Genomic DNA, 15,879 nt, shown 5'->3' with positions numbered 1-15,879 from the left:
GCGAACGAATTATGTCAACAATAGCATTACACGACGAACACAATCACGATCACGCTGATCATGGGCATCATAAAGAGACTTTGATTTCAAAGTATATCTTTAGTATGGATCATAAAATGATTGCCAAGCAATTTTTGATTACCGGTATTATCATGGCGGTAATTGCAATGGGCTTGTCAATCCTATTCCGTATCCAATTGGCATGGCCAGATCAAAACTTCCCTTTCTTAGAAACTTTCTTAGGCAAATGGGCTGAGGGCGGTCGTATAAAGCCCGACTTTTATCTGGCTTTGGTTACCATTCACGGTACCATTATGGTATTTTTTGTACTTACAGCTGGTTTAAGTGGAACGTTTAGTAACTTATTAATCCCACTTCAGATAGGTGCAAGAGACATGGCCTCACCATTCTTGAACATGTTGTCTTACTGGTTCTTCTTTATGGCTTGTGTGATCATGATGTCATCATTCTTCATTCAAACGGGACCAGCATCAGGTGGTTGGACGGTTTATCCGCCATTATCTGTTGTAGCTAAGGCTATGCCAGGTTCAGGCTTGGGTATGACTTTGTGGTTAATTAGTATGGTGCTTTTCGTAGCTTCATCTTTAATGGGTGGTATTAACTACGTAAGTACGATTTTAAATATGCGTACTAAAGGGATGGATCTTTGGAAAATGCCATTACCGATCTGGGCTTTCTTCTTAACCGCAATTTTAGGTATCCTATCTTTCCCGGTTCTTGTAGCTGGTGTAGTGTTAATGGTATTTGATCGCAGCTTCGGTACCAGTTTCTATTTATCAGATATCGTAATGGGTACTGATATTTTACCAAATGAAGGTGGTTCACCAATCTTATGGCAACACTTATTCTGGTTTTTAGGTCACCCTGAGGTTTATATCGTAATTATGCCGGCATTGGGTATCTCATCTGAAGTGATTTCAGTAAATGCACGTAAGCCAATTTTTGGTTACCATGCAATGGTTTACTCACTAATCGGTATTACCGTATTATCATTCATCGTTTGGGGTCACCACATGTTTGTAACGGGTATGAATCCATTATTGGGAGGTGTATTTATGATTACTACGTTAATCATTGCGGTACCATCTGCAGTAAAAACGTTTAACTATCTGGCTACATTATGGAGAGGTAATATCCGTTTTACGCCGGCCATGTTATTCGCTATTGGTTTAGTTTCATTCTTTATCTCTGGTGGTTTAACCGGTATCTTCTTAGGAAATGCTTCTTTGGATATTAACTTACACGATACTTATTTTGTTGTTGCCCACTTCCACCTGGTAATGGGATCTGCAGCAATTTTTGGTATGCTTGCAGGTGTTTATCACTGGTTTCCCAGAATGTTCGGTAGAATGATGAATGCTAAATTGGGATACTTACATTTCTGGTTAACTTTCATTGCAGCTTACCTGGTGTTCTTTCCACTTCACTTCTTAGGTTTAGATGGGGTACCACGTCGTTACTATGCGTTTACCGAGTTTGAATTTATGAAGAAATGGTTAACTGTTAACGTATTTGTAACCTGGGCAGCTATTATGGCGGCTCTGGCTCAGGTAGCGTTCCTATTTAACTTCTTTTACTCCATCTTTAAAGGAAAAGTAGCCCCTCAAAATCCTTGGGAAGCGAATACTTTAGAATGGACTGCACCTGTTGAACACTTGCATGGTAACTGGCCAGGTGAAATCCCAACGGTTTACAGATGGCCATATGATTATAGCAAGCCAGGACATGACGCAGATTTTATTCCGCAAACTGTTCCTTTCTCTCAAACGATGAGCTCTAACTTACCTCATGATTTTGAAGGAAATGAGGAAGCGGAAAAAATTCAGCAAGATTGGGAATTAGCTAATCCTGTTACAGAAAACAAGAGATAGTTTAAGCTTTAAATAAAATTTCAAAGGGGTATCTGATTAAGTTTCTGCTTATCCGGATACCCTTTTTATCTTATAGATATATGGTCAGCAGATCAGAACAGCGTTTCATTAACATTAATCTTACAACCATCATAGTCACACTATTGGTTGTACTTGCCGGAGGTATTGTACGTAGTACCGGATCCGGCATGGGGTGTCCGGATTGGCCAAAATGTTTCGACCGTTACATTCCGCCAACCGATGTATCTCAACTTCCTGCCAATTATAAGGAGAAATATGTAGCTGGCCGCTTGAAGAAGAATGAAAAATTCGCTAAATACCTGGAAAGTATGGGCAAAGTTGCCCTTGCTGATAGCATCAGGAACGATAGAAGTATAACTATACCAGAAGAATTTAATCCAGCCAAAACGTGGACAGAGTACCTGAACCGCTTAGTAGGCGTAGCTGCAGGCATCTTTCTATTGCTTACTGCTATTTATTCTTTTACCTATCGGAAAACGGCTAAACGAATCATTGTATTGAGTGTACTGAATATTTTTGTTGTGGGCTATCAAGCCTGGCTGGGATCTATTGTAGTATCAACCAATCTGGCACAATGGGTGGTAACCGTACACATGCTTTTAGCATTGGTAATATTGGCCATCTCAATATATACGTATAATTACGCAAAACAGCTCAATAAAGCACCTTCGGTAATTATGTATAAAATATTATGGCTTAAAGGCTTTTTGTTCTTCACACTTGCAGTGAGCATTATTCAGATTATTTTGGGCACCGATGTAAGGGAGGCAATAGATGTAATTGCCAAATCTTTAGGCTATAGTGAGAAGGCAACATGGATTTCGAAGGTGGGACATATTTTTTCTTATCATCGTGATTTGGCCATTTTGGTGGTAATCACCAACGGTGTGGTTTATAAAATGGTTATTGACCGTTTTAGTGGTAAAGCGGCTCCGTTGCTAACAGCCAAGTTTATTTTAGTTACGCTCTTTGTTCAATTATTAAGTGGTTTAGCTTTAGCATATATTGCTTTTCCACCAGCAGCGCAGGCACTGCACATTTTGTTCTCTACGCTGTTGTTTAGTTTACAGTTTTATCTGTACTTACTGGTTTACAGAACAAGTACATATAAACAATAATATTTAAGAAAATTGAAGCAATATCTTTCAGATTTTTCTAAACTTATCAAATTCAGGCTATCGTTTACGGTGGTGTTTTCGGCATCGATTTCTTTTTTGATCGGGCAGAAAATGCAGGTAGGCAGAGGCCATATCCCGAGTATTGATTGGGGCAACTGGTTAATATTAATTGCTGGGGGATTTTTGGTAACCGCTGCTGCAAACTGTTTTAACGAGATTATTGAAAAAGATCTGGATAAATTAATGTCTAGAACCAAAGACCGCCCGATGCCGGCAGGTAGAATGACCACCGGACAGGGATTGATTTTGGGCGTTTTTATGGCATTTTCAGGTACCTGGCTGTTGGGACACTTAAATCTGGAAACAGGGTTATTATCGGTATTTTCAATTTTATTATATGCTTTTGCGTATACACCATTGAAGAGAAAATCGCCAGTTGCTGTTTTTGTGGGTGCTATTCCAGGGGCTTTACCGCCACTTATTGGTTATCTTGCCGCATTTGGGAGCTTAAAGGCTGAAATGTTTCATGAAATTGACTATTACATCGCTGTTATTTTGTTTTTGATCCAGTTTGTATGGCAGTTCCCTCACTTCTGGGCAATTGCCTGGGTTTTAGATGATGACTACAAGAAAGCGGGTTTCAGGCTATTGCCTACCAAAAAAAGAGATAAATTAACCGCACTTTTAACTTTTTTAAGTACGCTGATTTTAATTCCGGTAAGTTTATTGCCAACCATTTATGGTTTTGGCGGTTATTATATTGCTGGTTTATCCCTGATTGCCGGACTCATTTTTAGCTGGTTGGCTTTTAAACTTTTAATGAGCAGAGAACTGGCAGATGCCAGGAAAGTAATGTTCTGTTCTTTTTTTTACATCCCGGCGGTACAGTTGGGCTTATTATTAAATTTTATAGCAAAATAATTTATGGTGCTAACAATGGAAAAGATGCAGGATACGTTTGACCCAAAACCAAGAAAATTTATCGTTTGGTTATTTGTCGTATCATCAACAATTATGTTTGGTGGTTTTACCAGTTATTACCTGGTATTTGCCGCCTCAAAAGGGAAGGGACACGGTTTGGTATTGCCTGACGCCTTTATTTATTCGAGTTTGGTTATTTTAGCCAGCAGTATTACCTTGGTGTTAGCCTCCAGGGCTTTAAAGAAACTGAATTTCAGCTTACAGCGTAACATGCTTTGGATTACCGTAATATTAGCTGTTGCTTTTGGTGTGATGCAGTTCAATGCCTGGGGAAGTATGGTGAGAACCGGAGCAACTTTGGTAGGAAACAATGCCGCAATATCATTTATTTATGTGGTATCTGGAATGCACCTTTTGCACATTATTGCAGGTGTTGGCCTTATTATAAGTGCTTTAGCCGGTAGCTATAAAAGCCTGCCTGTTGCCAAAGTTCAGTATAGAATGGAAATCGCTTCTATTTTTTGGCATTTTATAGATATATTATGGATATATCTGTATGTTTTTTTACTTTTGAACCGTTAAATTTGTTAACAAACTATTATACTATTTCCAAATGAATGCAGTATCACAATTAGATCAAGTTAAAACCGGGCCATGGAATGGTGGTCGTTCTCCGTGGTCGGTAGAATATGGTAAAATCATGATGTGGTTTTTCCTTTTATCAGATGCTTTTACTTTTTCATCTTTATTGATCTACTACGGCGCTCAGCGTTTTTCTAAATTAACATGGCCAGATCCTGATTTGGTTTTCCAGTCTATACCTGGTATTAAAGATACAGGTGCTCCATTAGTATTCGTGGGTATCATGACTTTTATCCTGATCTTAAGTTCTGTAACCATGGTTATGGCAGTTGAGGCTGGACACCGTCGCGCTAAAAAAGAAGTAATCGGATGGCTTGTAGCTACCATTATCTTTGGTTTCATGTTCCTGGGCTGCCAGGCTTTAGAATGGAGTCACCTGCACCATGAAGGTTTCTGGTGGGGAACTATTCCATCGGCTGAAGAATTGAAACATTTATTTGATGGGCCTGTTTCCTTGGTTGCTGCTCAGCAGTTTGCAAACTTATTCTTTACCATTACCGGTTTCCACGGTTTCCACGTATTTAGTGGGGTTATGATTAATGTGATCATTTTGATTATGACGATTAACGGAACTTTCGAAAAAAGAGGCCATTATTTAATGGTTGAAAAAGTGGGTTTATACTGGCACTTTGTAGATTTAGTATGGGTGTTTGTATTTACATTCTTCTATTTGGTTTAATTTTCAATTTATAAAAATATTTAACATGTCACAACATTCGCATTTAGAAGAAGGACACGAGCATGGCGAACATGCTGGAATGGATAAAGCAAAAATCTGGAAAGTAGCAGGTATTTTAACTTTAATCACCGCAATCGAATTTATCATTGCACTATGGGCAATTCCTGGCGGACATATTCCGCAACATGTAGGTAACTATATCTATATCGCATTAACTTTGGTAAAAGCATTTTATATTGTGGCCTATTTCATGCACTTAAAATATGAAAAATTAGGCTTACAGTTAGCCCTAACAGTATCGTTCATTTTCATTATTTACTTTATTGTTTTGATGTTAATTGAAGGTGGATTCTTAAACATCCACATGATGAGCCATTAATGAAAAGAAGCCCTATAAAAAAGGTATTAATCCTGGTAAGCATTTTAGCTATACCGGGATTTTTGTTTTTTTACTTATTGCCACACTTTGCAAAAAATAGGTATAAGAGTTTACCCATCTTCGGCAAAAAGACGGTAGCTACTACCTTTCACAGCGTAAAGGGGAAGAAAATTCCGGATACCATTTATCATCTGGTTCCCGATTTTAAACTTATCAACCAGCATAACGATACCGTCAGCTGGAAATCATTTGAGAATAAAATTGTAGTACTCAACTTATTCTATGCCGGCGCCAGAAGCCAGCAGGCGAATAAGTACATCAAGCAACTATCAGATGGCTACGAGCAAAAACCACTGGTTAAATTTATAAGTCTGTCTGTCGATCCTGCAGATGTAAATAAGCTGAAAGATTTTGCTGCAAATTTTAAGGCCAAAGAAGGTAAATGGGATCTTCTTGCAGGAGATACCGCGCAAATTTATCCATTGATCAGGCAAGGTTTATTGCTTGATGTGGTAGCCAATGAGTCCAAAGGAGAAAACAGCTTCATATTTAGTAATAAAACAGTTTTAATCGATAACCTACATCGAATACGTGGCATTTACGATACTGATAGTGCTGAGGCAAATGCCAAATTAGAAGATGAAATAAAAGTGCTTATTGCCGAATACTTAAGAAATGTTAAAGATGGCAGATAGTAAGGTTGGCGATTAGTATTTAGCACTTAGCGTTCGAACGCTACACAAAGCAAAATAATAATTATAAAAGATTTAATATTCATGGAAAATAGTCCGATCGAGAAAAAATATAGCAAGTGGATCATTATCCTTTCTATTTTTATACCGGTAGCCGTAGCTTTTCTATTTGTGGTAAAGCTCAAAGATCTTGGTATTGATGCGCCTACCCTGCCTTTTTTGCCACCAATATATGCTACCATTAACGGAATTACTGCGATAGTGTTAGTGATTGCAGTTTGGGCGATAAAAAATGGAAAGATACAATTACACCAAAATTTAATGAAAACAGCCATAGGCTGCTCTTTATTGTTTTTGGTGATGTATATTGCCTATCACATGACTACACCCTCAACTAAATTTGGAGGTGAGGGAACGATAAAATATCTTTACTTTTTTATTTTGTTAACCCATATATTATTGTCAATTGCTATCATTCCTTTGGTTTTGGTTACTTATGTAAGGGCTTTGGCCGAGCGTTTCGATCGTCATAGAAAAATTGCACGGGTTACATTTCCACTATGGCTTTATGTTGCTATAACCGGTGTGGTGGTTTATTTGATGATTTCGCCCTATTACCAATACTAATCGCTTTAGGAAACTTTCAAACTCCAAGTGAAGCCTTACTGTAAAAAGTAGGGCTTTTGTTTTTTTTAATACATTTTTTAGTGCACAAAATTTACTAATCTGTATATTTGGTTATAAAGTTGTATTGTGGTTAAGCTAAATCAATTTAGTTTTCCATATCTATTCATCTATCAGTTAAGTCTTGTAGTATAATTACGGGGCAATTAACAAACAAATTTATGGCGGTAAGTAATGTGGATAAAGAGCGCGCCCTGATTGATAAAATCGTGGAAGGAGACGAGCAAGCATTTTCTGTATTGTTCTTTAAATACCTTCCTGTACTCCACATTTTTGCCTCTAAATTTACAAAGTCAGATGATGCTGCAGAAGAAATTATTCAGGATGCATTTTTAAGGGTCTGGCTAAATCGCGATAAATTGGCGGAAGTAGAGAATGTGAAGGCCTATCTGTATAAATATGTTTCTAACGAGTGTTTAAGTTACCTGCGTAAAAAATTAAAAGAAGATCGGGTTGTTGATGCATTTACAGCCAAACAATTAAACATTCATAACAATACGGTAGAAACCATCAATTTAAATGAGGTAACGAGGATTGTTGCAGTAGCTATAGATAAATTACCTGAGCAAAGGAAAAATATATACCAGTTGAGCAGACGCGACGGTAAAACTATCCCTGAAATAGCGGAAATACTTAATATTTCTCCCAATACAGTTAAAAATGCCCTTGTAATTGCATTAAAATCTATACGTACCCACCTAGAGCAGCATGGTATAGTATTTTTTTATCCAATTGTTTTTTTCTTTTTAAAAATAAAATAGAAAAAATAATATTCCGATAGTCCTAATTTTCTTTTGCTGCTTCTTAGTATCAGCATCTTTATGGAAGAACGTATACATTATCTATTACAACAGTTTACTGCTAAGACCTTAAGTCAGACCGAAAAGGAAGAACTTTTAGTTTTAGTAGAAAACGACACGTCATTAATTTCTGGCGAAATCGTGAAAATGATTATCTCAGAGGAAGAACATGCCGTTAATGTTGATGATGAAAAATGGAATCCGGTTCTCGATAAAATTCTGAAAGTAGATAAGCCAATGCGGTCGACTAAGCGGATTTTAATGAGTAGTTTAAAATGGGCTGCTGCTGCCGTGGTATTTGTTGTATTTTCTTTAACGGCCTACATATCTCTGCATAAAAAGAAAGAACATGTTTTTACCACGGATATAGCCCCTGGAAAAAATAAAGCTATTCTTACTTTGGCTGATGGGAGGAAAATCTCCCTTTCAGATGCAATAAAGGGCGATGTCGTAAAAGAAGCCGGTTTCTCCATCACCAAAACGGACGATGGCCAGCTGGTTTATAATGTTGCCGAATCTGAAAATACTAACGATGATCGGTTAAATACCATTTCTACGCCAAACGGAGGTGAGTGGCAAATTAAATTACCGGATGGTTCTACAGTTTGGCTAAATGCGGCCTCTTCACTGCAATACGCATTAAACATTGGTACCGCAAAACAGCGTCTAGTGAAATTAGATGGTGAAGCTTATTTCGAAGTAGCTAAAAATGCAGCACATCCTTTTATTGTAGAAACCGATAAACAAACGGTTGAGGTATTGGGTACTCATTTTAACATCAATAGCTATAAAGATGAAAGCGTTACCAAAACTACTTTATTGGAAGGTAGTGTGCGGGTTTCTCATAAAAACACCAATGAAAGTGAGGTGCTTAAACCTGGAGAGCAATCGTTGGTAACCCTTTCCGGCATGGATGTAAAAGAAGTAGATGTTGATGAAGCAGTTGCCTGGAAAAAGGGCTATTTCATGTTTAACAACGAAAAGCAGGTAAGTATTTTACGCAAGGTAGCCCGCTGGTATAATGTAGAAATAGAATATGCCGATCCTGAAGCTAAAGATGTAATGTATTACGGTACAGTTAGCCGGTTCGAAAAAATATCAAAAGTACTTAGAAAGTTTGAGCAGACTGGAGAAGTACGCTTTGACATTAAGGACAATAAAGTGATTGTCTATAAAGAGTAACTGGAAGAAAGATGAAGAAGTAACTAACCTTTATCTATAAAAAAGAAACAACTAATTAATCAACCATAAACCTAACAACCATGAATAAACTTCGACAAAACTCCTGACGATCCAAAAGTTGAACGAATAAAAAAGGAGTGCTTCTAACACCCCTTTTTAGATCTGTTTAGCTGTTCCGTAAAGCGGAATCGATTAAAAATCAATTATTTCTTGGATAACCCGCGAAACGCAATTTTGCGTCCAAACTTCATTGCGCTTCGCACAAAAAACAGACTATTAAATGTACAAAATTTATATTGAAATTTTATGTACGCACCGACGCTACATACCTAAATTACTACTCATGATGAAGTTAATTACGGTTGTTCTGCTGGCCTCGTTAATGCAGGTAAGTGCAGCTTCATTCGGCCAGCTGGTTACATTGAAAGAGAAGAATGTAACATTGGAGAAAATGTTCAGGGAAATCAGGCAGCAGTCTGGTTATGATGTGTTACTATCGACTAATACCATTAAAAGTAATACCATCTTAAATGCAAACTTCAGCAATGCAACCATAGAAGAAGTAATGAATAAAATTATTTCCGGAAGGGATTTAACCTATACTATTGAAGACAAAACTATTTTGATCAAACCTGCCGAGAAATCTATTTTTGATAAGGTGATCGGATATTTTGTGGCAGTAAAAGTTTCGGGTAAAGTGCGCGATAAAAACGGCGGTATTTTACCCGGAGTAAGTGTTCGTGAGAAAGGTGCTCCTAATGCCGTGTCTACCAATGCGGCTGGTGAGTATTTAATCTCTGTTAAAGAAAATGCAACCTTGGTTTTCAGTTATATCGGCTATAAAACAGTAGAAATTCAGGTAGGTTCTAAAACTTTGATTAACGTTACGCTGGAAGAGGATGCTGCAGAATTAAAAGAAGTTAATGTGGTATCTACAGGTTATCAGCAGTTAGACCGGAAATTGTTTACTGGTTCTTCAACTTTGGTCAAAGCAGAAGATTCTCAGCGTAATGGTGTTCCTGATATTAGTCGTATGTTAGAGGGCCAGGTTGCTGGTGTATCGGTACAGAACGTTTCTGGTACTTTTGGTGCTGCTCCTAAAATCCGAGTTCGTGGAGCAACTTCGATATCGGGAGATAACAAACCACTTTGGGTTGTGGATGGTATTATTTTAGAAGATGTGGTAAACATTTCCAATGATGCATTATCAACCGGTGATGCCAATACCTTAATCGGATCATCTGTTGCAGGCTTAAACCCTGATGATATCGAAAGTTTTAATATTTTAAAAGATGCGGCAGCAACAGCAATGTATGGTGCACGCGCAATGAACGGGGTAATTGTAGTGACCACTAAAAAAGGCCGTCAAACAGAAGGTGCTCCACGTATCAGTTATACTACCAATTTAACTACCTACTTAAAACCCAGCTATTCACAATATGACATTCTAAATTCTGCAGATCAAATGTCGGTGATGTTAGAATTGGAGAATAAAGGATATTTTCAGCAAACCTCAACTAAAACTGCAAATGTTGGTCCTTTTGGTAAAATGTATAATGCATTGTATAACTATAATGCAGCAACAAATACTTATGAATTAAGAAATGATGTCATCAGTCGAACCAAATACTTAGAAAGATATGCAAATGCCAATACGGATTGGTTTGATGTTTTATTTAAAAACTCTTTACTTCAAGAGCATTCGTTGAGTGTTAGTTCTGGTACAGAAAAATTTCAAACTTATGCTTCAACATCATATTTGCATGATAGCGGCCAAACCTTAGGAAATAGTGTTGATCGTTTTACAGGTAATTTCAGGGTAAATTTTAAACTTAGCGATAAACTAAGTGGTGAGCTATTAGCCAATGGATCAGTAAGGGATCAACGAGCTCCTGGTACTTTAACCAGAACTTCAGACCCTGTATATGGTAAATTTTCACGTGATTTTGATATCAATCCTTATTCTTACGCATTAAACACCAGTAGGGCAGTAACAGCTTATAACGAGGATGGTAGTTTAGAATATTTTAACAGAGGTTATGCCCCATTTAATATCATCAATGAGTTAGAAAACAATTACCTGTCATTAGGCCAGATTGATTTTAAAATTCAAGGAGGTGTCAAGTATAAAATCATCCCTTCTTTAACTTATTCAATTGATGGAGCATATCGTTTTGCCAAGACAGACCGTCAGCATTATATCAAAGAGGGTTCAAATATGGCCCAGGTATTTAGAGCTGGAGCCCAGGATCCGACTGTTTTAGGCAGTAATCCATTTCTATATCAAAATCCTGATGATTTTTCTGCTTATCCAATTGTTGTTCTTCCTGAAGGTGGTTTTTATAATGTAAATTATGATAACCTAAAAAATTATTATTTCAGACAAAACCTTGAGTTTGATAAGACGATCAACGAAGTACATAAGCTTAATTTCTTTGGATCAATGGAAGCCCGCTATATTGACAGGCAGACTTCTCGATTTGATGGGGTTGGCTATCAGTATGAAAATGGAGGCATTGTTAATGCTAATTATTTTTATTTTAAGAAAGCACAAGAGGCTGCTGCACCTTATTACGCGATGAGTGTTGGTGCTGATCGTTTTGCATCTTTTGCATTGAGAGGAGCTTATGCATACAAAGATAAGTATAGCTTTAATGCTACAACACGTTATGATGGTTCTAACCTCATGGGTAAAAGTAGAACGGCAAGGTGGTTGCCGACCTGGAACGTTTCCGGTGCATGGAATATCGACGAAGAAAGTTTCTGGCCTAAAAATGATTATTTAACATCTGCTAGAATTAGAGGAACTTATGGTTTGGTAGCCAATCTGGGTAATGCCAATAACTCAGCTGCGGTGTTTTATAATCAGCTATCGAGAAGACCGTATGATAATGAGAAGGAAACTGTTACCTATATATCAGGCCTGGCGAATGATGAATTGACATGGGAAAAATTGAAAGAGGCTAATATCGGTGCTGATTTATCTTTAATTAAAGGACGAATCAACTTAACTGTAGATTTATATAAAAGAAATATTTATGATTTAATCGGAGATATCAAAACCTCTGGTATTGGTGGCCAGTTTACTAAAACAGCCAATTACGCCAAAATGAAATCAAAAGGTATTGAATTTACCCTTGCCGGTAATGCAATCAATAAGGACGATTTTAGGTGGAGAACTCAATTTAACTTCGCATTCAATAAAAATGAAATTACCTCATTAGAAGTTAATCCTCAGATATTTAATTTGGTTGATGATAATGGCGCAGCCACACTTGGTCATTCACAGGCAGGTTTATATTCTATCCAGTTTGCTGGTTTAGATCATGATTACGGTTACCCTTATTATACGGATGAAAAAGGTAATAAAAATACCTATATCAATTTGCAGAGTGATAAAATCGGATACCTAAAATATGAAGGACCTATCGATCCAACCTTTACCGGCGGTTTTTATAACCAGTTTAGGTATAAAGGATTCAGCCTTTCTGCACTTTTTACTTTTGCAGCTGGTAATTATATCCGCCTGGCACAAACATTTTCATCAACTTACCCTGATTTATATTCGATGTCTAAGTCAATGTTAAACAGATGGATTCAACCGGGAGATGAGGCATTTACCAATGTACCTGCTTTATTAGATCCGTATACTGCTGCGAGGATTATTAAGGATGCCGACGGTGCTACTTTAAATGCAGTTTATCCTTATAATCTATATAATTTTTCAAGTGAACGGGTTGCGAAAGGAGATTTCATCAGGTTTAAACAGATTTCCTTAACCTACGATATCCCTAAAAAAATTGCTGCAAAGTTACACATGTCTAATGCGGCAGTATCATTGATCGGAAATAACATCGCTTTATTATATTCTGATAAACGATTAAACGGTCAAGACCCGGAATTTTTTGGCAACGGTGGTGTAGCACTGCCAATTCCTAAACAATATACATTTTCACTTAAAGTTGGATTTTAAATAGAAAGAACATGAAAATTAAAAAATCGATATATTCAGTTTTAGGGATGTGTTTGTTATTTAGCACCCAAGGCTGTAATAAATATTTAGATAAAGAACCGGATAATAGAACCGAAATCAATTCTGTTGAAAAAGTAGCACAACTTGTAGCTACTGCTTATCCACAAGCCGATTATTATACTTTTACTGAAGCGGCTTCAGATAATGCGGAAGATAAAGGAAATGGTGTGGGTACAATTGATGACGTGTCTACCTTACCATATTTTTGGAAAGATGTTATTGGTGATGATACTGGTACATCAACCAGTTATTGGAATGGGTGTTATTCTGGAATTGCTGCCGCAAACCAGGCCTTGGAATCAATTGAGAAAAATAATTTAGGTAACGGAGCCTTACCTTACAAGGGTGAAGCATTGGTTGCAAGGGCATATGCCCACTTTATGCTGGTTACATTTTTTGCAAAGGAATATGTGATTGGCGGCACGAACGACTCTCCGGGTATCCCTTATGTAACAGCTCCTGAGACTAAAGTTGTTCAACAATATGATAGAGGGACGGTTCAATCTACTTATGAGAAGATTGAAAAAGATTTAACAGAAGGAATGGCTTTGTTATCAGCTACTGCCTATAAAGTTCCCAAATACCATTTCACTCCGGCAGCTGCTCATGCTTTTGCCAGTCGTTTTTATTTATTTAAAGGTGAATGGCAGAAAGTAATTGATCATGCAAATGCTGTTACGGTTGGGGGAGATTACACAGGTATTGTTAGGCCGATCAATAGCACATTGTTTGCTTTAAGCTCCGCTGATTACAGGGCCGCGTTTACCAGATCAGATCAAAAATACAATCTATTGTTGGCCAACCAATATTCCGTTTATCAGAGATTAACAAGCCCTAAATACGGTTACGGTGCAAACCTGGTTAAAATGTTTGCTGCAGGTGGTACTTATGGAAACATTACGGGTAAAGCCTATGCTAATAAAATTCTTAGTTATGGCGTCCCAAATTATACTACCTATAAATATTACGAATATTTTTTCTTAACGGATCAGGTTGCTCAAATTGGTTATCCATACTTAATGGCTCCGCTTTTAACTACTGATGAAGCCTTGTTAAACCGGGGAGAGGCCTATGCGAAGCTAGGCCAATATGAAAATGCACTTAAAGATGCAAACCTGATTTTAGCAAATACGGTAAGAGGTTATACTGCAACAGACGCTGCAACCCAGGCTAAAGTTGCCACGTTTTATAATACTGCTGATCCTAAAGAAGGTATTGTTAAATTAATATTGGATATTAAAAAAGCTCAATTTCTACAAGAAGGCATGAGATGGATGGATTTGGTAAGAAATCACTTACCGGTAAAACATAACCTCTTCGATGCCAGTGGCGTAGAAACAACAGTAACCTTAGAGGCTAACGATCCGCGCCGTGTTTTCCAGATTCCTGAGCAAGCCAAACTTTCTGGTGTTCCGTTAAACCCAAGATAAAATATAACTATCATGAAAAAGAATATATTTAAGATTTTAAGCTTTATTGTGCTTCTTGGTATGATTATTTCCTGCCGCAAAGAAGCAGCATTAAATGTTGACTTAACAAAATACAATATCGATAATCCTGTTGCTAACACAGATTTAGATGCTTGGTTAAAGACGACGTTTTTAGACGAGTATAATATGGACGTTATTTACCGTTACAGCAGGTATTATTATGACAATGATAAAAACGTTGCCCCAAGCAATATAGCAAGCGTTAGACCGCAAATGCAAACCGTATTAGACGGTTTTATTTTGCCTTACCGTAAAATTGCAGGTGTTGCTTTTATTAAAAAGAATGTGCCAAAAGAATGGGTTATGTATGGTTCAGGAGCTTACCAAACTGATGGATCCATGATATTGGCTACCGCATCAGCCGGTAGACGTGTAACCATTTACGATATCAATAATTTTAATGTAAATGATGCTTCTTTGGTTACTGGCAAACTAAAAACCATACACCATGAGTTTACACATATTTTGAATCAATTGGTTCCCATGCCGGCTGATTTTCAAAATATTACAAAATCTACTTATAATGCAACCTGGACAACAGTAGCTGATGCTACGGCTCGAGATAATGGTTATGTAACCCCTTATGCCTCAAGCGAACCAGTTGAAGATTTTGCAGAAGTAACTTCACATTTATTAGTCTTCGGACAGGCCTGGTATGATGCACGTGCAAATGCTTCAACAGCTGTTGGTAAAGCTGCACTTAAAGCAAAGGAGGCAAGCGTGGTACAATATTTCACCGTCAACTTAGGTGTTGATTTCAGGAAATTACAACAAGAAATACAAAATGTTGTAAGAAATCAATATAAATACGCTCCTGCAAGTTTTCCTTATTGGATGGGACAGAATTTGTTTAAAACAATGACTATCAATTTAGAAAGTCCAATCTATGCTGATAATGGTATTTCTTCAGATTTCGCAACGCCTTACAATGCATTCAAGGCTGCGGTTTTAGCTGCCAATTCAACACAGAAATATCATCTTGATTATATTCAGATGAGATTCGAATCAGCTACTGTGTTGACAGTAAGAGCAGCATTTTCTAATGCAACAACACAGTATTTTGGCGATTACTCGTTTAACTATACGGTTAATGCAACTACAGGAGCGGTAACATTTACTAAAGTAGCCAATGGTACCGGTACAACATTTAATAATGGTACACTATTTACTGCCTCTTTTACCAATACAATTCAGGCCTACCTCACAGGTAAAACATTTATAGCCAATTGGATGCCAGCAACTATTAATTCTGATAATTTTAATAGTTATGGTGGATTTTACCTTAGCGGAACTCCTACAAATTATTTCTATGGTGTATTAGGGCAAACTCTTTAAGACTTTATCAT

13 protein-coding genes are annotated in these 15,879 nt (G+C 37.3%); all 13 read left to right on the top strand.

Annotated elements, in window-relative coordinates; all coding sequences use genetic code 11:
- Positions 1–11: 11 nt before the first annotated feature.
- Positions 12–1,892: a cytochrome c oxidase subunit I gene (locus BM107_RS20360; RefSeq protein WP_208864433.1), complete on the top strand. Its 1,881-nt coding sequence runs from the start codon at positions 12–14 to the stop codon at positions 1,890–1,892.
- An 80-nt stretch (positions 1,893–1,972) separates the two neighbouring features.
- On the top strand, positions 1,973–3,031 hold the full coding sequence (locus BM107_RS20355; protein ID WP_090986755.1) for a COX15/CtaA family protein: 1,059 nt from the start codon (positions 1,973–1,975) through the stop codon (positions 3,029–3,031).
- 12 nt (positions 3,032–3,043) lie between these two features.
- Complete coding sequence (gene cyoE, locus BM107_RS20350; RefSeq protein WP_090986752.1) at positions 3,044–3,952, top strand: heme o synthase; 909 nt, start codon at positions 3,044–3,046, stop codon at positions 3,950–3,952.
- Between the two features lie 15 nt (positions 3,953–3,967).
- Positions 3,968–4,534 carry a cytochrome c oxidase subunit 3 gene (locus BM107_RS20345; protein WP_090498431.1) on the top strand — a complete coding sequence of 189 codons (567 nt, stop codon included), beginning with the start codon at positions 3,968–3,970 and terminating at the stop codon, positions 4,532–4,534.
- Between the two features lie 31 nt (positions 4,535–4,565).
- A complete protein-coding gene (locus BM107_RS20340; RefSeq protein ID WP_025144059.1) occupies positions 4,566–5,273 on the top strand; it encodes a cytochrome c oxidase subunit 3 in 708 nt (235 codons plus the stop codon).
- A gap of 25 nt (positions 5,274–5,298) precedes the next feature.
- Positions 5,299–5,652 (top strand): cytochrome C oxidase subunit IV family protein, encoded by a 354-nt coding sequence (locus tag BM107_RS20335; RefSeq protein WP_090986750.1) that lies wholly within the window; start codon positions 5,299–5,301, stop codon positions 5,650–5,652.
- The gene (locus BM107_RS20330) at positions 5,652–6,347 is read left to right on the top strand and encodes an SCO family protein (protein ID WP_090986748.1); all 696 of its coding nucleotides are present in this window, start codon (positions 5,652–5,654) and stop codon (positions 6,345–6,347) included. Before BM107_RS20335 ends, BM107_RS20330 begins: the two co-directional genes overlap by 1 nt.
- 81 nt (positions 6,348–6,428) lie before the next feature.
- On the top strand, positions 6,429–6,971 hold the full coding sequence (locus BM107_RS20325) for a DUF420 domain-containing protein (RefSeq protein WP_090986747.1): 543 nt from the start codon (positions 6,429–6,431) through the stop codon (positions 6,969–6,971).
- Between the two features lie 218 nt (positions 6,972–7,189).
- Positions 7,190–7,789: an RNA polymerase sigma-70 factor gene (locus tag BM107_RS20320; RefSeq protein ID WP_090986745.1), complete on the top strand. Its 600-nt coding sequence runs from the start codon at positions 7,190–7,192 to the stop codon at positions 7,787–7,789.
- 60 nt (positions 7,790–7,849) lie between these two features.
- Entirely contained in the window at positions 7,850–9,010 is a 1,161-nt protein-coding gene (locus tag BM107_RS20315; RefSeq protein WP_090986743.1) for a FecR family protein, read from the top strand.
- Positions 9,011–9,353: 343 nt separating this feature from the next.
- Positions 9,354–12,983 carry a SusC/RagA family TonB-linked outer membrane protein gene (locus BM107_RS20310; RefSeq protein WP_244278872.1) on the top strand — a complete coding sequence of 1,210 codons (3,630 nt, stop codon included), beginning with the start codon at positions 9,354–9,356 and terminating at the stop codon, positions 12,981–12,983.
- Between the two features lie 11 nt (positions 12,984–12,994).
- The gene (locus BM107_RS20305; protein WP_208864432.1) at positions 12,995–14,473 is read left to right on the top strand and encodes a RagB/SusD family nutrient uptake outer membrane protein; all 1,479 of its coding nucleotides are present in this window, start codon (positions 12,995–12,997) and stop codon (positions 14,471–14,473) included.
- Positions 14,474–14,485: 12 nt separating this feature from the next.
- Entirely contained in the window at positions 14,486–15,868 is a 1,383-nt protein-coding gene (locus BM107_RS20300) for a substrate import-associated zinc metallohydrolase lipoprotein (RefSeq protein WP_090986741.1), read from the top strand.
- Positions 15,869–15,879: the final 11 nt, after the last annotated feature.

This window comes from Pedobacter suwonensis, assembly GCF_900111825.1.
Classification (GTDB): domain Bacteria; phylum Bacteroidota; class Bacteroidia; order Sphingobacteriales; family Sphingobacteriaceae; genus Pedobacter; species Pedobacter suwonensis.
Note: the sequence above shows the minus strand (reverse complement) of the source record. Positions and strands in the feature narration are given on the sequence as shown.